Here is a 16,802-nt window from a genome sequence, read left to right as displayed (position 1 = left end):
GCGCGCCGAAACCGTCAATCCGCCATGTTCTTACTTGGATGCCTCAAAGCGGTCGATCAGATCGGCGACGATCTGGTCCATCGCCTTGCCCATCTCCGGCGCGCGCGGGCTGTTGACGATCACCGTCAGCGCCAGCCGGCGGCCGTCCGCGCCCAGCCAGTAGCCGGCCAGCGCCTTCACGTCCTTCAAGGTACCGGTCTTCATCCTCAGCCACGGCCCTTGTTCGGCGAAGCGCTTGCGCAAGGTGCCGTCCTCGCCGGCGATAGGCAGGCTGGCCAGGAATTCGCTGGCGTACGGTCCGCGCGCGGCGTTGAGCAGCACCTGCCCCATCAGCCGCGCGCTTACCCGCTCGCGGCGCGACAGGCCGGAACCGTTCTCCAACACCAGGGTTTCATCGGAAATGCCGTTGGCCGCCAACAGTCGCCGCACCGCGTGCTCGGCGTTGGCGCGGGTGTCTTCGCCGCCGCCGCTCTCCTTGCCCAGGGTCAGAAACAGGGTGCGCGCCATGGTGTTGTTGCTGTATTTGTTGATGTCGCTGATCGCCACGGTCAGCGGCTGCGAGTCGTGGCCGGCCAGTTCGCGTGCGCCGGCCGGCACTCGCCCCAGCCCCGCACCCTTGGGTCCGGCCCCGCCCAGCGCCAGCCACAGGGCGGCGAAGTCCTGGCTGGCGAAGGCGTCGTGGTCCAACACGTTGACGAAGGTTTTGACGCCGTCGCAGCTGGGCGGCAAGGTGCCGCTGACGGTGACGGAACGCAAATCGTTGGCGATGCTGACGTAGCGGCGCACATCGGAACAGTCGTTCGGGCCGCCCTGCCCGCCGGCCTGAAGCTTGGCGTTGACGCTGACGCCGGCCAGCGGCGGGTCCAGCGCCACGCGCGCACCGCCGGCGTCAACGTAAAAGTTGAGCCAGGCCACTTTCAGATTGGTCAGGTGGCTGTCCGGCTCCACTGTGAAGGCGCGACCGGCGTCTTCGTCAAAATCGTGGGCGCTGGACACGCCCTTGAACGCGCTCTTGTCCAACACCAGCTTGCCGTCTATCCGTTGCACGCCGCGCAGCCGCAGGCCGTACAGCAGATTGAGCAGGCTGTCGTTGTTGAAACGCGGATCGCCGGCGCCCAGCCAGTACAGATCGCCTTGCAGCGCGCCGTCGCGCACCGGCGCGGCGGACCACAACCCGGTATGCCAGCGGTAGCCGGGCTTGAGCAGGTTCAGCGCGCTCCAGCTGGTGATCAGCTTCATGGTAGAAGCCGGATTGACCGCGCTGTCCGCGCGATGGCCGGTCAGCTCCTTGCCGCTTTCCACCGGCGCGGCCCAGACGGCCACCTCCTCCGGCTTGAGGCCGTGCAGGTCCAATGCGCGGGCCTGCAACGCCGGCAACAGCAGACAAGCCGCCATCAGGATTTGTTTCTTCATTGCTTTCATTCGGCGATCACATGTCTTGTGGATCCACGTCCAGCGACCAACGCAGGCCGCGTCCATGGCGTTTGGCCGCCGCTTCCACCTGCGGCAGCAATTGATTCAAAAATCCGTGCAGCGCCTGCCGTTGCGGGGACTCCAGCACCAGCTGTGCGCGTTCGCGATTGGCCAAGCGCGCCATCAGCGCCGGCGCCGGGCCGGCGATCAACACCTGCTCGGCCAGCGGCTCGGCCAGCCGCCGCACTTCGGCCAGGAAGGCGGTGGCCAATTCCAGGCTGGGGCTGTCGGCGCGCAGCAGCGCCTGGTAGGCGCAGGGCGGAAAACCGGCGATGCGTCGCTCGTCCAGCAGGGCCTTGGCGTAGCCGTCGAAATCGTGACGCGTCAGCGCCTGGTATAGCTCATGATCCGGCCACTGGGTCTGGATCAGCACCTCGCCGGCGGCCTCGGCGCGGCCGGCCCGGCCCGCCACTTGCATCAGTTGCGCAAACAACCGTTCGGAGGCGCGGAAGTCCGCGGAATACAGGCCGCCGTCCGCGCCCAGCGCCACCACCAACGACAGGGTGCCGAAGTCGTGGCCCTTGGCCAGCATCTGGGTCCCCACCAGCATGTCCACCTCGCCCGCATGGACCTTGCGATAGATCTCGTCCCACGCTTCCTTGCGGCTGGTGGTGTCGCGGTCTATGCGCAGAATGCGCGCCTCGGGAAACAAACGCGTCAGCGCGGACTCCAGCCTCTGGGTGCCTTCGCCCAGCGGTTTAATGTCGGGATTGCCGCAATCCGGGCAGGCGCGCGGCACCGCCTCTTCCCAACCGCAATGGTGGCAGCGCAGCTTGCGCTCCAACAGATGCACCACCAGCTTGGCGGAACAGCGCGGGCAGCCGCTGGTCCAGCCGCAATCAGTACAGGCCACCACCGGCGCGAAGCCGCGGCGGTTGATGAACACCAAGCTCATCTCGCCGCGCGCCAGGCGCTGGCGCAGCGCCTGGATCACGGGTTCGGACAAGCCTTCCGCCAGTTTTTGCCGCCTCACGTCGACCAGCCTCACATCCGGCAACCGCGCCGCGCCGTGCGCGCGCCGGCTCAGCGACAAACGACGATAGCGGCCGGCCTCGACATTGGCCACGGTCTCCAGGCTGGGCGTGGCCGAGCCCAGCAGAATGGGCACGCCGGCCCGGCGCGCGCGCCAGATCGCCAGATCGCGCGCATGGTAGCGCAAGCCGTCCTGCTGCTTGAACGAACCGTCGTGCTCTTCGTCCACCACGATCAGACCCAGGCGCGGCAACGGCGTGAATACCGACAAGCGGGTGCCTATCATCACGTCGGCGCGCCCCTGCCAGCCGTCCAGCCAGCCCCTCAGGCGCTCGCCGTCGGCCAGGTGGCTGTGCTGCACCGCGATGCGGCTGTCCGGAAAGCGTTGGGTAAAGCGCGTGATCAACTGCGGGGTCAGATTGATTTCCGGCACCAGCACCAACACTTGACGGCCGGCGGCCAGATGATCTGCGATCAGCCGCAGATAGACTTCGGTCTTGCCGCTGCCGGTAATGCCGTGCAACAGCCAGGGCTGATAGCCGGCCTGGCCGCGCAAGGCGTCCAGCGCGGCTTGTTGCTCTTCGTTCAATTCAGGACTGTCCGCCACCCGCAAAGGAACGGGCTCCGGCTCCACGCGGCGGACCTTGTTGTCCGCCAGCCAATCCGCCAACACCTTGCCGGCCTGCGGCGTCACCGCCTTGGCCGCGGCCAGCGTCAACGCGCCGTCCTGCAAAGCCTGCCACAGCGCCAAGCGGGCGCGCTGGCGAGCCGGCGGCGCCTCCGCCTCGCCTTCTGGCGTCAGCGCATATGGACGCTCATCCGGCAAAACGATGTCCCGGGGCTCGCGCAGCCCGGTGGGCAGAGCGGTGAACAGCGCCTGCCCCAAGGGATGGTGGTAATAATCCGCGGCAAAGCGAACCAGGGCCATGAAGTCTTCCGGCAGCGGCGGCAGCCCGGACAGCACGGACTCCACCGGCTTGAGCTTGGCGGGATCGATACCCTGTTGAGGCATATCCGTGACAACCACGCCACACAGCCGGCGGGGACCGAAGGAAACCGCTACTCTTTGCCCGGCCATGACAGACAACTGGGTCAGGTAACTGAACGTACCTGGCAGCGGCACATCCACGGCCACTTGTACGATGCTTTGCTGCCCCATCCGGCGCGCCCCCGAAGACAAATGCTGTTGTGACAAGGCTTTGCGGCCACTGTGCACAGATGCTGTGGATAACTTTGTGAACAAGCTGCCGATCAGAGGTTGAAACGGCCTCAGATCAGCGTTTCCGTTAGATTGCGCAAAAATTAATCAATTATTTTTCTCTTTATTTTCAAAGACTTAAATTGATCAAAAAAACATGAGCAATCGGCTTGACAAGGCACTGAACTCTGACTAGCAAATGTGCATAACTCAGAGAACGACTATGGTTCGCCTTGTCAATATCCTTATTCATCACAGTGTAAAAATACAATCCGGCCGCAGGAGAGCCATTGGCCGGACAAGTTAGGATACCCCGACGACGCGCGAACGGCCCCAAGAGAAAAGTTAAGTTTTCTGTTGAAAAAACAAATCCTTTTCCGCTGGCCGCGCTAACAACCGCTTGATGTCGGATTTAGACACTGATAAAGCCGGCTTTAATGCCCGCCGGCCCGCGCCAACTTGGTGCGTTCGCCAAAGGGAATCGCGTCGGGCCGACAGAAACATGCCGTTGAACTTAAACCCGGTTTGTCAGACCGCGGCGTGGTAGGGACGGGACAAGCGATGCACCGCCTCCACCAAGGCTCCGGCATGCTCCGGCTTGACATGTTGCGAGATGCCGTGGCCCAAGTTGAAGACATGGCCGCTGCCGGCGCCGTAGCTAGCCAGGATACGGGCCACTTCGCGCTCAATGGCGGCCGGCTCGGCGAACAAAGCGTTGGGGTCGAAATTACCCTGCAAGGCCACCTTGTCGCCCACCCGCGCGCGCGCGGCGCCCAAATCCGTGGTCCAGTCCAGGCCCACGCAGTCGGCGCCGATAGCTGCGATTTCTTCCAGCCACTGGCCTCCGCCCTTGGTGAATACGATTACCGGCACGCGGCGGCCGTCGACTTCGCGCTTCAGGCCAGCGACAATTTGGCGCATATAGGCCAGCGAGAACTCGCGATAGGCCGCCTGGGTCAGCGCGCCGCCCCAAGTGTCGAAGATCTGCACCGCCTGCGCGCCGGCGTCGATCTGGGCGTTCAGGTAGTCAATCACAGTGCGGGCATTCACGTCCAGGATGTGGTGCAGCAATTCCGGACGGCTGTAGAGCATGGCTTTGACGTGACGGAAATCGTCGGAGCCGCCGCCTTCAATCATGTAGCAGGCCAAGGTGAACGGGCTGCCGGAGAAGCCGATCAGCGGCACGCGGCCGTCCAGCGCCTTGCGGATGCTGGACACCGCGTCGAAGACATAGCTCAGCTTGTCCAGCGCCGGCACCGCCAGCGCGCGGACGGCGGCCTCGTCGCGCAGCGGACGCTCGAACTTGGGCCCCTCGCCGTCCGCGAAGTACAGCCCCAGGCCCATGGCGTCCGGCACGGTCAGGATGTCGGAAAACAGGATGGCGGCGTCCAGCGGGAAACGCTCCAGCGGCTGCAGCGTCACCTCGGTGGCGTAGTCGGGACTGGTGCACAAACCCATGAAACTGCCGGCCCGGCTGCGGGTGGCGCGGTACTCCGGCAAATAGCGGCCGGCCTGGCGCATCATCCAGATCGGAGTGTATTCGACGGGCTGGCCAAGCAGCGCGCGCAGGAAGGTATCGTTCTTGAGCTGGGTCATGCGGCAATCAGTCCTGAGAGGCGAAAAAATAGACCGTCATTATACCCGAGTCCCCCGGCTCAGTCCCCCCGCTTGGCGGCTCGCCTCCGCGCGGCTAAGCTGTACGCCATGAAGAAAACCGTTCTCTTGTCCTGGAGCAGCGGCAAGGACAGCGCTTGGGCGCTGCACGTGCTGCGCCGGGATCCCGACGTTGAAGTCGTCGGACTGTTCACCACCGTCAATCAGGCTTTCCAGCGCGTGGCCATGCACGCGGTGCGGGTGGAGTTGCTGCAGGCGCAGGCGGCGGCGCTGGGCTTGCCGTTGCGCCAGGTGACCATCCCCTACCCTTGCAGCAACGAGGATTACGCCAGCCGGATGGCGGACTTCGTCAGCGCCTGCCGCGCCGACGGCGTCAGTCATATGGCCTTCGGCGATCTATTTCTGGAAGATGTGCGCGCCTACCGAGAGCAGAATCTAGCCGGCAGCGGCATTGCGCCGCTATTCCCGTTGTGGGGCCTGCCCACCGCGGAACTGGCGCAAACCATGCTGCGCAGCGGGCTCAAAGCCAGGCTGACCTGCCTGGACCCGCGCAAGTTGCCCCGCGACCTGGCCGGCAGCGAGTTTGGTCAGGCATTGCTGGACGCGCTGCCGCCGGACGCCGACCCTTGCGGCGAATACGGCGAGTTCCACTCCTTCGCCTGGGACGGCCCGATGTTTCTGCGACCGGTGCCGCATGCAGTGGGCGAAACGGTGGAGCGAGACGGCTTTGTATTTACCGATCTGCTGCCGCTGGACCCTCAGCGCGGATAGAACCACAGCTCCTTCCGCTTCAGCGGCGTCTCCTTGGGCAACAAGGGATTGGGCAGCTCTATGATGCGCCGCTGCGCCAGGTTCAAGGCGCGTAGGCGAGGCCCGTTGAAACGCATGAACAGCTTGTCAAAGCTACCGTCCTTAACCGCGGCCTCCAGGCCCTGGGTCAGCGCCCGGGCCAGCTCCGGCCGGCGCGGCGACACAAAGAAATAAAAGACCGCCGGATAGTGCAACACAATGAAAGGATCCAGCATCAGGCCCTTGGCGACGTCTGACTCCAGTTCCTGACCCACCTCGATCACGCTGCGCGGGAAGTAGTCGAAGCGCCCCTGTCGCAGCATGGCGAACAGCGGCAAATACAAAGGGCTCGCCACCACCGGCAAACCCGCGTCGCGCAGAATCTGCGTATCCGGCCAATCCTGCCCCTGCCCTGCGCTCAGCGTCTTCAGATCCGCCAAGGTGAAAACCTTCTCAAACAACCGGCCGCGCTTTTGTGGCACCAGCGGCACTCGCCAGCCAATCAAGCCCTTGTACAAAGGAATTCGCACCGGCAGGGCCTTCTGTTCGCGCTCGCGGCTGCTCATGCCCCAGAACAGATCCACGCCGGCATTGCCGTGCGCCATCTGCTCCAGCGCCCTCCCCTGATTCATGTCCAGCGCGCTGCTCAGTTCGCAACTGAATTTGACCTCGCTGCACGCCAGTTGCAGCAAAGCCTGCATATAAGGCAAATGGGGGTCTTGCTCTCCGGACACCAGCGCGTAGCGGATCGACAAAGTTTGCCCCAACGCCGGCAGCGCCAGAACGCACAGCAGCAGCATCAAGATTCGCATCATGCGGGTCCTCCCGAGAAAACCCTGTTCATTATGGCCACCGCGTAGAGCCTGTTCACAATCTCGCTAACTAAAGCGAGACTTTGAACGCAATCCTAGAGCAACCCCAAACCGCCTAGCAAAGCGCCGGCCGACAATAGCCACAAGGGATTGATCGCAGTGCGCCACGCCGTCAGCGCCACCGCGCCGCACAGCAGCCAGGCGCCCGCGTCGGCATTGGCCGCCTGGCTCAACAGCCAGGCGCTGGCCGCCACCAGCCCTATGGTCAGCGGCGCCAGTCCCCGCTGGATTGCCCGGGTCAACGGCGCCTGCTGATAACGCTGCCACCAGCGCGCCACGTAAAAACTGAGTACCGACGACGGGCCACAGATACCCACCATGCTGACCAGCGCGCCCGGCACCCCGGCCACCTGCCAGCCGATCAGACAGACTACCAACACATTGGGGCCGGGCGCGGCCTGGGCGATGGCGAACAGCGCGGCGAACTCGCGCGCGTTCATCCAGCCCTGCTCCACTACCAGGCGCTGCAGCTCGGGTATCAGCACATTGGCGCCGCCCACCGCCACCAGCGACAGTATGGAAAACTGCCACAACAGCACCAGCAGAATCATGAGTCCTCCTTCGGTCTGTCTCGCCAGGCCAGCCCGATGGCGATGGGCGCCAGCAAGGCCAGCGACCACAGCAAGGGCAGTTGCAGAACGCCCAGCGCGCAGAAGGTCAGCGCCGCCACCAGCGCGCACCACAGCTTGCGCTCAATACGCGCCAGCAAGCGCAGCCCCATCGCCGCGATCAGGCCGGCGGCGGCAGAGGCCAGGCCATGCAGCACATTCTGCACCAGCGGCAGCTGCCGGTAATGGCCGTAGAAGGAAGCCAACAACAGCACGATGACCATGGGCGCCAGCAACAGGCCGGCGATGGCGGCCAAGGCTCCGCTCACGCCGTGAAAGCGGCTGCCCACCGCCACCGCGACATTGACGATATTGGGGCCGGGCAGCACTTGGCCCAAGCCCAGCACCACGGCGAAGTCGGCCTCGCTCAGCCAGCGGCGGCGCAGCACCATCATCCGGTGCGCCTGCGGCAATACGCCGCCGAAACCGGTCAGCCCGATAGAGAAAAAGCCGGCGAACAAATCACGCCGACTGGGCGTCCGCATATCCGGTTCCATGCCCTTTCCTCTCTCCAAATCATCCACGCGTCCACGCTACGCCGATGCGCGCCGCCGCTCAAACGAAAATCGCTGACAGGCCCTGTCAATAAAACTCACAGCGCGCCCAGGCGCTCCAGAATGAAGTCGATGAACACACGCAACTTGGGCAAAGGCCGGCGGTCCTGCAGATAAATCAAATGCATGGGCTTGGGCGGCGGCAAACAGCCCGGCAACACCTCCACCAGCCGGCCGGCGGCCACATCGTCGCCCAGCAAGGCCTCGGCTTGCAGCACGATGCCGCCGCCGGCCAGCGCCACCATGCGTAGCGCCTGGCCGTGATTAGACTGAAAGCGGCTGGCGCGGGCCCACTCGCCGGCCCCCAGCAACTCCCAGCCATCGTCCTTGCGCCACAGCGAGAAACCCAGGCAATCATGCGCGGCCAGATCCGCCGGCGCGCGCGGCACGCCCTTGCGCGCCAGATAGGCGGGCGCTGCCGCCACCATCATCCGATAGGGCTGCAAGGGCCGCGCCACCAGGTCGGAGTCCGGCAGCCGGCCGATGCGAAAAGCGGCGTCGTAGCCGTCGGCCACCAAGTCGACCAGCTCGTCGGACAAACTCAGGTCCACGGTGATGTCCGGATAAGTTTGCATGAACTCGGCCAGCAGACCGGCCAGCCGCAGAGAGCCGAAAGTCACCGAGGCGTTGACGCGCAGCACGCCGCGCGGCGCGCCGCTGATCAGTTCGGCCCCGCTTTCCGCCGCGCGGATTTCCGCCAGAATGGACTGGCAGCGCTGGAAATAGTGCGAGCCCAATTCGGTCAGTTGCTGGCGGCGGGTGGTGCGCGCCAGCAGCCGGCCGCCCAGCCGCCGCTCCAGGCTGGCGATATGCTTGCCCACCATGGGTTGGGACAAGCCGTGCGCCTCCGCCGCCGCGGTGAAACTGCCGCGCTCCACCACCGCCACGAACAGCTCCATGCTCAATAGGCGATCCATGCCATTCATAACCCACAGTTTTCAATCTTGTTCATCTTAGCGGATTAATCAAGGCGCCGCGCGGGCGCAAAATGGCCGGGTCTTGTACTTGTCCGGGAGATCCCCCATGAAAAAAATTCTCATCGTCGGCGCCCACGGCACGCTGGGTCAGGCCATCAGCCAGGCGCTGTCCCATCATCAGCTGATCAAGGCCGGCAGCCGCCGCGGCGAAGCGCTGGTGGACCTGACCGACGGCGACAGCATCCGCGCGCTGTTCGAACGCATAGGCAAGGTGGACGCCATCATCAGCGCCACCGGCAAACTGCATTTCGGCCCCCTGGCGGAAATGAGCGCCGATCAGTTCCGCGTCGGCCTCAAGGACAAGCTGATGGGCCAGGTGGAACTGGCCTTGATCGGCCAGCACTACCTGAACGCCGGCGGCTCCATCACACTCACCAGCGGCATCGTCAGCGAGCAGCCCATCCGCTTCGGCAGCAACGCCAGCGCGGTGAACTCGGCGCTGGAAGGCTTTGTCCGCGGCGCGGCGGCGGAGCTGGATGGCGGACGCCGCATCAATGTGGTCAGCCCCAACGTGTTGCAGGAGTCCTGGGAACAGTACCGGGACTTCTTCCCCGGTTTCGAAGCGGTGCCGGCAGCGCGCGCGGCCCTAGCCTATGTGCGCAGCGTGGAAGGCGTGCAGACCGGTCAAACGCTGCGCGTCTGGTGAGCCCCTGTCTCAATCGTAAATCGTCAGCAAGCCGGCCATCTCGCGCTTGCCGGCGACGGACAGACAAGCGGCCTTCAATTTGCCCAACATGACGGCGTCGCGCGCCAGCTCGCTGCGTTTGGATACGTAGAGCGCCATTGGCTCGTCGCCATGCACGTATTCGGCCAGATTGGGCAGGCCCCCGCCCATTTGCCTCTGCGCGTGGCCGCAGCCTGGACGCACGCACATCATCGCGTCCAGCCTGCCGGCTTGCAGCATGCGAAACCCCTGCGGCATGTCCGACACCTCCACCGGCGTCGCACCGCTTTCGGCGATAAAACCGTCCAAGGTGTGGGTACCGCGCAAAACGCCCAGGCTGCGCTGGCGGAACCAAGACGGGCCGATGGGCGACACCAAGCCGCGGCGATGGTAGAGCACGGAAATGCGGATAGACACTGGCCGGCACAGCTCCACGGCAAAACGCGCGCGCTCCGACGAGGCTGTCACCAGCGCCAGCGCGTTGCGCCCATTTCTCAACTCCTCTATCGCGCGCGGCAGCGGCCGGACATCCTGAGTCAGCGTCAGTCCCGCCTGCTTCGCCACGAAGCGGATGAAACGCGGCGCCAGGCCGTCCTGGCTCGCGCCGTCGCCCCAAGGCCCGATGTCCTGGCTGGAGGAGTGATAGCCGGCAGCCAGCGCGGGCAGCGCCAGCCACCCCGCCAACAGCCCCCGCCATCGCTTGGCCATGCCATTCCCCTTGATTGAGACACCACGCCTAGCCTTACTAAAGCCCCCGCAAGCAAGACTTGCGGGGGCTTCCCGTCCTTTGTGAACAAGCGGCGTGGCTGCTCAGATATCGGCCTCTACTGCGTTGCCATTGGCTTCCATCCAGCTGCGGCGGCTGGACGCCTCCCCCTTGCCCATCAGCATGACGAAAGTGGACAGCGTCTGCTCCAGTTCGCCGGTGCGCACCCTCACCTGGGACAAGCGGCGGGTATCTGGATTCATCGTAGTGTCCTTCAACTGTTCCGGGTTCATCTCGCCCAGGCCCTTGAAGCGGGAAATGCTCCAGGCGTTCTCACGCACGCCTTCGCTGCGCAGCCGGTCCAGAATGGCGGTCATCTCGCCTTCGTCCAAGGCGTACAGCTTGCGCGGCGGGCGGTGCTTGCCCTGGCCCGGCACATCCACGCGGAACAACGGCGGCTGGGCCACGTAGATGTTGCCGTTCTCGATCAAACGCGGGAAGTGGCGGAAGAACAGCGTCAGCAACAGCACCTGGATATGGGAACCGTCCACGTCCGCGTCGGACAGGATGGCAATCTTGCCGTAGCGCTGGCCGGACAGGTCCGGGTGATCGCTGGGCCCGTGCGGATCCACGCCGATGGCCACCGAAATATCGTGAATCTCGGCATTGGAGAACAGCTGGTCCTTGTCGGTTTCCCAGCTATTGAGCACCTTTCCGCGCAGGGGCAAGATGGCCTGGTATTCCTTGTCTCGCGCCAGCTTGGCCGAGCCTCCGGCGGAATCGCCCTCCACCAGGAACAGCTCGTTGCGGTCGATATCCTCGCTCTCGCAATCGGTGAGTTTGCCGGGCAGCACGGCCACGCCGGAGCCCTTCTTCTTCTCCACCTTCTTCACCGACTTCAGGCGCGACTGCGCCTGACGGATGGCCAACTCGGCGATCTTCTTGCCGGACTCCACGTTCTGGTTCAGCCACAGCTCCACCGGATCGCGCGCCAGGCCGGAAATCAGCTTCAACGCGTCGCGGCTGGTCAGCTTGTCCTTGGTTTGCCCCTGGAACTGCGGGTCCAGCACCCGGGCGGACAATACGAAGCGCACGCGGCTCCACACATCCTCCGCCATCAGCTTGACACCGCGCGGCAGCAAGTTGTGGTGATCGATGAAGCTCTTCACCGCGTCGAACACCCCGGCGCGCAAACCGGCCTCATGGGTGCCGCCCACCGGCGTCGGAATCAAGTTGACGTAACTCTCGCCGCTGGCGCCGTCCTCGAACCAGGCCATCGCCCACTGTACGCCCTCGCCCTTGGCGAACTGCTCGTGATCGTCGCCGATATAGGCCTCTCCGGCGAACAAGGGCGCCACCGGCTCGTCGCCGTTGCACAACTCGGCCAGATAGCTCTTCAAGCCCTCCGGGTATTGCCAGACTTTGACCTCATCGCCGCTGGGGCGCTCCACTACCAGGGTGACCGCGACGCCGGGCAGCAGCACCGCCTTGGCGCGCAGCAAGCGTTCCAACTCCGGCAAGGAGTAACGAGGGCTTTCAAAGTACTTGCCATCGGGCCATACCTTGACCCGAGTGCCGCTGGTGCGCGGGCCGCAATCCGCCACCCGGGCCAAAGGCTCAATAACGTCGCCGCCGGAAAACACCAGGCGGTGCACGCCGCCTTCGCGCTTGACCTCCACCTCCAGCCGGGTGGACAACGCATTGGTTACCGACACGCCCACCCCGTGCAGGCCTCCGGAAAAGGCGTAAGCGCCGCCGTCTTTCTTGTTGAACTTGCCGCCGGCGTGCAGCCGGGTGAACACCAATTCCACTACCGGCACGCCTTCCTGCGGATGCAGGCCCACCGGAATGCCGCGGCCGTCGTCTTCCACCGACAGCGAACCGTCCTGATGCACCGTCACCGCGATCTTGCGCGCAAAGCCGCCTAGCGCCTCATCGGCGGCGTTGTCTATCACTTCCTGGCAAATATGGGTGGGGTCGATGGTGCGGGTATACATCCCCGGCCGTTCCTTGACCGGCTCCAAGCCTTTCAGCACCCGTACCGACGACTCATCGTATTGTTGCGTCATGTTTGAATCTTGTTGCTCAGCAAATTACGCCAAACGCCGCGGCCAAGGCCACGGCGCAAAAAAAGACAGCGGGCCAGGCCCGCCGTGTCGCTTCGAGGCGCGCAGACGGCGCCGCATCAATGCGGCTCCTGGGCGCGGCCAAGCCGGGCCAGATAGGCCTCCCGGCTTTCCACTCCGCGCAGGAAGCGCGACAGCTCGGCCAACGCGCGCTCGTACACCTCGCGCTTGAACTCGATCACCGCATCCACCGGCGCCCAATACTCGTTCCAGCGCCAGCCGTCAAACTCGGGGTGGCTGCTGGCGCGCAGGCAAACGTCGCACTCGCGCCCCACCAGCTTCAGTAGGAACCAAATCTGCTTCTGCCCCTTGTAACTGCCGCGCCACTCCCGGCGCACCCAGTTGGTCGGCACCTCGTAACGCATCCAGTCGCGGGTGCGTCCCAGTATTTTCACATGTTGCGGCAGCAAACCCACCTCTTCCAGCAGCTCGCGATACATCGCGGCCTCCGGACTCTCGCCAGGCTTGATTCCGCCTTGCGGAAACTGCCAAGAATGCTCCCGCACTCGCTTGCCCCAGAACACCTCATTTTTACCATTGATGAGGATGATTCCGACATTGGGGCGGTATCCGTCCCGGTCCAGCATTGGAAAACCTGCAATTCATCTAGTTGAACGAATTTTTGCACATTTCGCTCCGCCTTGCCATGGACTCTATCGCCGGCCTCGCCAAGCTTAGACTTCGTCCGGAACTGCGCTGGCGCAAGGATTGCGCAGGCGCGGACTCCCCCAAGAGGCGAAAACGATGCTACGATTCCACGATTAAACGTCAAACCCAACGCTTACATGGCATTTCTGCTAAAAAGATCGTTGCTGGCTCAGCTTCCCAAGCTGCGCATGCAAGCCGACGCCATCACCACCCTGCATCAGACCGCCGACTTCCGCCTTTGCCTGCTGGAGGCGATCGCGCAGGCCCGGCACCGCGTCTATATCGTCGCGCTCTATCTGGAGCACGACGAAGCCGGCCAGGAAGTACTGGACGCGCTGTTCGCCGCCAAACAGCGGCAGCCGCAACTGGATATCCGCGTCATGGTGGACTGGCACCGCGCCCAGCGCGGGCGCATCGGCGAAAGCCAGGACAGTTGCAACGCCGCCTGGTACCGGGCCCAGGCGCTGCGGCACAACGTTGACGTGCCCATCTACGGCATCCCGGTGCAAACCCGCGAACTATTCGGCGTGCTGCATCTTAAAGGTCTGATTGTTGACGACCAGGTGCTGTACAGCGGCGCCAGCATCAACAATGTCTACTTGCACAAGCTGGACAAGTACCGTTTCGACCGCTACCACCTGATCCGCAATCAGGCGCTGGCGGATGTGATGTCCAGCTATATGCACGAGCAGTTCTTCAACGACCCAGCGGTATTCCGGCTGGACAAGCCGGCGCCGGCCACGCGCAGCATACGCAAGGAAATCCGCGCCTTCCGCGACAAGATCAGCCATAGCCAATACCGGATTGACAACCAGATTGGCGCGGAAGACGGACTGGCCATCAGCCCGATTGTCGGCATCGGCAAGGGCAACACGCTCAACCGGGTGATTCTGGAACTGATTGCAAATACCCGCAGTTCGCTGTTCATCTGCACCCCCTATTTCAACTTTCCGCGGCCGGTGGTGCTCGCCATCAGCAAGGCGCTGCGCCGCGGCGTGCAAATCGACATCGTCGTCGGCGATAAAACCGCCAATGACTTCTACATTCCGCCCAGCGAGCCCTTCCGCGTCATCGGCGCGCTGCCCTATCTCTACGAAATGAACTTGCGTCGCTTCGCCAAGCGCCAACGCCACTACATCGGTGTCGGCCAGCTGCGAGTGCACCAGTGGAAAGACGGCGACAACACCTATCACCTCAAAGGCATGTTCAGCGACCAGCGCCACATGCTGCTGACCGGCAACAATCTCAATCCGCGCGCCTTCCGCCTGGACATGGAGAACGCGTTGCTGATCAGCGATCCCAACGCCGAGCTTAAGCACCAGAACCTGCAAGAACAGGAAAACATCTTGCGTCACAGCCGACAGTTGCTGCATTACCGCGAGCTGGAAGACGTGCGCACCTATCCCGAACAAATCAAAAAACTATTGACCCGCCTGAGCCGCGTGCGCATCGACCGCATGCTAAACCTGATGCTGTAAACGGTTCAAGGCCCGCTAAAACGCCGCCGTTCCCCGCCGGCATCGGCCCATATGCTAAAAAGATGAAAACGCTTAGCAAAACATGGAGCCCCCGATGCCGGCCATCAAGATCGACACCCAAAACCTGAGCATCAGCCGCGATCTGTCGGAAAAGTGGCAGCAGGTGCTGGATCTGCTGGCCAAAATCGTCGACATCCCCGCCGCGTTGATCATGCAAAAGCAGGCTCCGCGCATCAAGGTCTTCCTCTCCAGCCATAGCCAAGGCAACCCCTACGAAGAAGACGAACTGGCCGACCTCGACACCGGCCTGTATTGCGAAACCGTGATGAGCAGCCGCAAGGAGCTGCTGGTGCCCAACGCTTTGAAAGACCCTGACTGGGATCACAATCCCGACATCAAGCTGGGCATGATCTCTTATCTGGGCATGCCGCTGATCTGGCCCAACCAGGACATCTTCGGCACCATCTGCGTGCTGGACCGCGCGGAGAATCCCTATAGCCCGACCCACAAGCAATTGCTCAGCCAGTTCCGCTCCATGGTGGAGCGCGATCTGCATCAGGTCTACCACGATATGGCCAGGGAACAAGAGGACGCCATTTTGCGCGCGGACGAGGCCGAACGCGTTAGGCGGGAGTTCGAATCGCTGCGAGCCGGGGAGCGGAAAGCGCTACAGGCTTTGCGCGAAAGCGAGGAACGCTGGCACTTCGCGCTGGAAGGCGCCGGCGACGGCGTCTGGGATTGGGACATCGCCGGCAACGCCGTCTTTCTCTCCACCCGCTGCCGGCAACTGCTGGGGCTGAATGATCCGGACACCGGCGCGTTCAAACTCTGGCACACCGGCATCCATCCCGACGACCTGCCCGAAGTCCAGGCCGCGATCAAGCGCTACCAGCGCCAGCCGGAAGGGCCTTTCACCTCGGAACACCGTTTCCGCTCGCAAGACGGCTGGATCTGGCTGCTGAGCCGCGGCATGGTGGTGGGCCGCGACGAGTTGGGGCGGCCATCGCGCATGATAGGCACCTACTCCGACATCAGCCAGCGCAAGCAGGCGGAATCCGAGCTGCAACAGCTCAATAGCCACTTGGAAGACCGCGTAGCCAAGCGAACCGCCGAACTCAAACAGGCGATGCAGCAAATCAGCATTGCGGAAAAACAGGCGGCGCTCGCCCGCATGGTCGCCGGCATGGCGCACGAATTGAACACGCCGATAGGAAATATTCTGCTCAGCGCCTCGGTATTGCACGCGGACCTCAAGTCCATCATCCACGTCGACGAGGCCAAGCAACTCTCGCGCGGCAATCTGCAAGAGTTTCTGCGTAAGGCGGTCGAAACCAGCGAGCTACTGCAAAGAAACAGCGAGCTGGCCGGCGATCTGATCGGCCGCTTCAAACTGATCGCCTCCGACCAACTCAAGCAACCCAAGCGCGCGTTCAAGCCCGCTCAAACCCTTGCCCAATTAACTCGCTCGCTGCTGCCGCCCAAGCACTATCCCAACGTCCAGCTAACACTGGAAGCACCTCATGATCTGCAGATCGAGAACTATCCGGGCGCTTTGGAACAGCTTCTGTCCCACCTCATCGCCAACAGTCTTGCCCATGGCTTCGACGGGCACAATCGCGGCCGCATAGACATCCAATTGCAAGCGCAACAAGCAACGCTGCTGCTGCGCTATTCAGACGACGGCAAGGGCATTGCGCCGGAGCTGCAACACAAGGTTTTCGACCCCTTCTTCACCACGCAAATGGGACAGAGCGGCGTAGGGCTGGGGCTGGCCATGGTGCACAACATCGTACACACCATACTGAAAGGCGAGATTCGGCTAGACAGCGCACCCGGCCAAGGCGCGAGCTTCACCATCAGCTTTCCTCCCAACCAACTCTGAACCGCAAAGCAGATCCCCCCCAAACGCGCCAAAGCCTCCCATGGGGAGGCTTGGCTGTGGCGCCGGCGGCGCAAATGCATAAAGCCCAGCTCGTATGAGCTGGGCTTCGCAATGGGGCGTCTGGCGGTGTCCTACTTTCACATGGCGAATGCCACACTATCATCGGCGCTAAGGCGTTTCACGGTCCTGTTCGGGATGGGAAGGCGTGGGACCACCTCGCTATGGCCACCAGACATAAACT

14 protein-coding genes and 1 rRNA gene are annotated in these 16,802 nt (G+C 63.6%); 4 read left to right on the top strand and 11 right to left on the bottom strand.

The window, feature by feature from the left end:
- Positions 1 to 30: 30 nt before the first annotated feature.
- The 3 genes from dacB to hemE form a co-directional block, all read right to left on the bottom strand.
- The gene (dacB, locus tag HA052_RS10790) at positions 31 to 1,413 is read right to left on the bottom strand and encodes a D-alanyl-D-alanine carboxypeptidase/D-alanyl-D-alanine endopeptidase (protein ID WP_240937337.1); all 1,383 of its coding nucleotides are present in this window, start codon (positions 1,411 to 1,413) and stop codon (positions 31 to 33) included.
- Between the two features lie 16 nt (positions 1,414 to 1,429).
- Positions 1,430 to 3,604, bottom strand: a complete 2,175-nt coding sequence (locus HA052_RS10785; RefSeq protein ID WP_166451939.1) for a primosomal protein N' — start codon at positions 3,602 to 3,604, stop codon at positions 1,430 to 1,432.
- A 567-nt stretch (positions 3,605 to 4,171) separates the two neighbouring features.
- The gene (gene hemE, locus HA052_RS10780; protein WP_166451938.1) at positions 4,172 to 5,239 is read right to left on the bottom strand and encodes a uroporphyrinogen decarboxylase; all 1,068 of its coding nucleotides are present in this window, start codon (positions 5,237 to 5,239) and stop codon (positions 4,172 to 4,174) included.
- A 108-nt stretch (positions 5,240 to 5,347) separates the two neighbouring features.
- Between hemE and HA052_RS10775 the strand changes: the two genes are divergently transcribed.
- On the top strand, positions 5,348 to 6,028 hold the full coding sequence (locus tag HA052_RS10775) for a Dph6-related ATP pyrophosphatase (protein ID WP_166451937.1): 681 nt from the start codon (positions 5,348 to 5,350) through the stop codon (positions 6,026 to 6,028).
- Here the strand turns inward: HA052_RS10775 and HA052_RS10770 are convergent.
- The 4 genes from HA052_RS10770 to HA052_RS10755 all read right to left on the bottom strand — a co-directional run bounded on the left by HA052_RS10770 (position 6,016) and on the right by HA052_RS10755 (position 8,997).
- Positions 6,016 to 6,861 (bottom strand): substrate-binding periplasmic protein, encoded by an 846-nt coding sequence (locus tag HA052_RS10770; RefSeq protein WP_166451936.1) that lies wholly within the window; start codon positions 6,859 to 6,861, stop codon positions 6,016 to 6,018. The genes HA052_RS10775 and HA052_RS10770 overlap by 13 nt on opposite strands.
- A 92-nt stretch (positions 6,862 to 6,953) precedes the next feature.
- The gene (locus HA052_RS10765; RefSeq protein WP_166451935.1) at positions 6,954 to 7,469 is read right to left on the bottom strand and encodes a chromate transporter; all 516 of its coding nucleotides are present in this window, start codon (positions 7,467 to 7,469) and stop codon (positions 6,954 to 6,956) included.
- On the bottom strand, positions 7,466 to 8,023 hold the full coding sequence (locus HA052_RS10760; protein ID WP_081550184.1) for a chromate transporter: 558 nt from the start codon (positions 8,021 to 8,023) through the stop codon (positions 7,466 to 7,468). The genes HA052_RS10765 and HA052_RS10760 overlap by 4 nt, the downstream gene beginning before the upstream one ends.
- A 95-nt stretch (positions 8,024 to 8,118) precedes the next feature.
- The gene (locus HA052_RS10755; RefSeq protein WP_166451934.1) at positions 8,119 to 8,997 is read right to left on the bottom strand and encodes a LysR family transcriptional regulator; all 879 of its coding nucleotides are present in this window, start codon (positions 8,995 to 8,997) and stop codon (positions 8,119 to 8,121) included.
- A 106-nt stretch (positions 8,998 to 9,103) separates the two neighbouring features.
- On the opposite strand from HA052_RS10755, the gene HA052_RS10750 reads away from it, so the two are divergent.
- On the top strand, positions 9,104 to 9,703 hold the full coding sequence (locus HA052_RS10750) for a short chain dehydrogenase (protein WP_166451933.1): 600 nt from the start codon (positions 9,104 to 9,106) through the stop codon (positions 9,701 to 9,703).
- Between the two features lie 9 nt (positions 9,704 to 9,712).
- Here the strand turns inward: HA052_RS10750 and HA052_RS10745 are convergent, their stop codons facing one another.
- The 3 genes from HA052_RS10745 to HA052_RS10735 form a co-directional block, all read right to left on the bottom strand.
- Positions 9,713 to 10,429 carry a substrate-binding periplasmic protein gene (locus HA052_RS10745; RefSeq protein WP_166451932.1) on the bottom strand — a complete coding sequence of 239 codons (717 nt, stop codon included), beginning with the start codon at positions 10,427 to 10,429 and terminating at the stop codon, positions 9,713 to 9,715.
- A gap of 102 nt (positions 10,430 to 10,531) precedes the next feature.
- Positions 10,532 to 12,496 (bottom strand): DNA topoisomerase IV subunit B, encoded by a 1,965-nt coding sequence (gene parE, locus HA052_RS10740; RefSeq protein ID WP_166451931.1) that lies wholly within the window; start codon positions 12,494 to 12,496, stop codon positions 10,532 to 10,534.
- A gap of 116 nt (positions 12,497 to 12,612) precedes the next feature.
- On the bottom strand, positions 12,613 to 13,140 hold the full coding sequence (locus HA052_RS10735; RefSeq protein WP_019103838.1) for an RNA pyrophosphohydrolase: 528 nt from the start codon (positions 13,138 to 13,140) through the stop codon (positions 12,613 to 12,615).
- Positions 13,141 to 13,338: 198 nt separating this feature from the next.
- Between HA052_RS10735 and pssA the strand changes: the two genes are divergently transcribed.
- Positions 13,339 to 14,679, top strand: a complete 1,341-nt coding sequence (pssA, locus tag HA052_RS10730) for a CDP-diacylglycerol--serine O-phosphatidyltransferase (RefSeq protein WP_166451930.1) — start codon at positions 13,339 to 13,341, stop codon at positions 14,677 to 14,679.
- Positions 14,680 to 14,773: 94 nt separating this feature from the next.
- Complete coding sequence (locus tag HA052_RS10725) at positions 14,774 to 16,561, top strand: GAF domain-containing sensor histidine kinase (RefSeq protein WP_166451929.1); 1,788 nt, start codon at positions 14,774 to 14,776, stop codon at positions 16,559 to 16,561.
- A 118-nt stretch (positions 16,562 to 16,679) separates the two neighbouring features.
- Here HA052_RS10725 and rrf read toward each other — a convergent pair.
- Positions 16,680 to 16,794, bottom strand: a 5S ribosomal RNA gene (gene rrf, locus HA052_RS10720).
- Positions 16,795 to 16,802: the final 8 nt, after the last annotated feature.

The sequence above is a fragment of the Chromobacterium fluminis genome, assembly GCF_011602385.1.
GTDB lineage: Bacteria > Pseudomonadota > Gammaproteobacteria > Burkholderiales > Chromobacteriaceae > Chromobacterium > Chromobacterium fluminis.
The sequence above is the reverse complement of the archived record's forward strand: the minus strand, read 5'-3'. Positions and strand labels throughout refer to the sequence as shown.

What these genes read in the sequence shown, in the direction of transcription:
- HA052_RS10735 (WP_019103838.1), bottom strand. Translation starts at nt 13,140, where the DNA reads ATGCTGGACCGGGACGGATACCGCCCCAATGTCGGAATCATCCTCATC.
- parE (WP_166451931.1), bottom strand. Translation starts at nt 12,496, where the DNA reads ATGACGCAACAATACGATGAGTCGTCGGTACGGGTGCTGAAAGGCTTG.
- dacB (WP_240937337.1), bottom strand. Translation starts at nt 1,413, where the DNA reads ATGAAGAAACAAATCCTGATGGCGGCTTGTCTGCTGTTGCCGGCGTTG.
- HA052_RS10725 (WP_166451929.1), top strand. Translation starts at nt 14,774, where the DNA reads ATGCCGGCCATCAAGATCGACACCCAAAACCTGAGCATCAGCCGCGAT.
- HA052_RS10750 (WP_166451933.1), top strand. Translation starts at nt 9,104, where the DNA reads ATGAAAAAAATTCTCATCGTCGGCGCCCACGGCACGCTGGGTCAGGCC.
- HA052_RS10755 (WP_166451934.1), bottom strand. Translation starts at nt 8,997, where the DNA reads ATGGATCGCCTATTGAGCATGGAGCTGTTCGTGGCGGTGGTGGAGCGC.
- HA052_RS10785 (WP_166451939.1), bottom strand. Translation starts at nt 3,604, where the DNA reads ATGGGGCAGCAAAGCATCGTACAAGTGGCCGTGGATGTGCCGCTGCCA.
- HA052_RS10760 (WP_081550184.1), bottom strand. Translation starts at nt 8,023, where the DNA reads ATGGAACCGGATATGCGGACGCCCAGTCGGCGTGATTTGTTCGCCGGC.
- hemE (WP_166451938.1), bottom strand. Translation starts at nt 5,239, where the DNA reads ATGACCCAGCTCAAGAACGATACCTTCCTGCGCGCGCTGCTTGGCCAG.
- HA052_RS10775 (WP_166451937.1), top strand. Translation starts at nt 5,348, where the DNA reads ATGAAGAAAACCGTTCTCTTGTCCTGGAGCAGCGGCAAGGACAGCGCT.
- HA052_RS10765 (WP_166451935.1), bottom strand. Translation starts at nt 7,469, where the DNA reads ATGATTCTGCTGGTGCTGTTGTGGCAGTTTTCCATACTGTCGCTGGTG.
- HA052_RS10745 (WP_166451932.1), bottom strand. Translation starts at nt 10,429, where the DNA reads ATGGCCAAGCGATGGCGGGGGCTGTTGGCGGGGTGGCTGGCGCTGCCC.
- pssA (WP_166451930.1), top strand. Translation starts at nt 13,339, where the DNA reads ATGGCATTTCTGCTAAAAAGATCGTTGCTGGCTCAGCTTCCCAAGCTG.
- HA052_RS10770 (WP_166451936.1), bottom strand. Translation starts at nt 6,861, where the DNA reads ATGATGCGAATCTTGATGCTGCTGCTGTGCGTTCTGGCGCTGCCGGCG.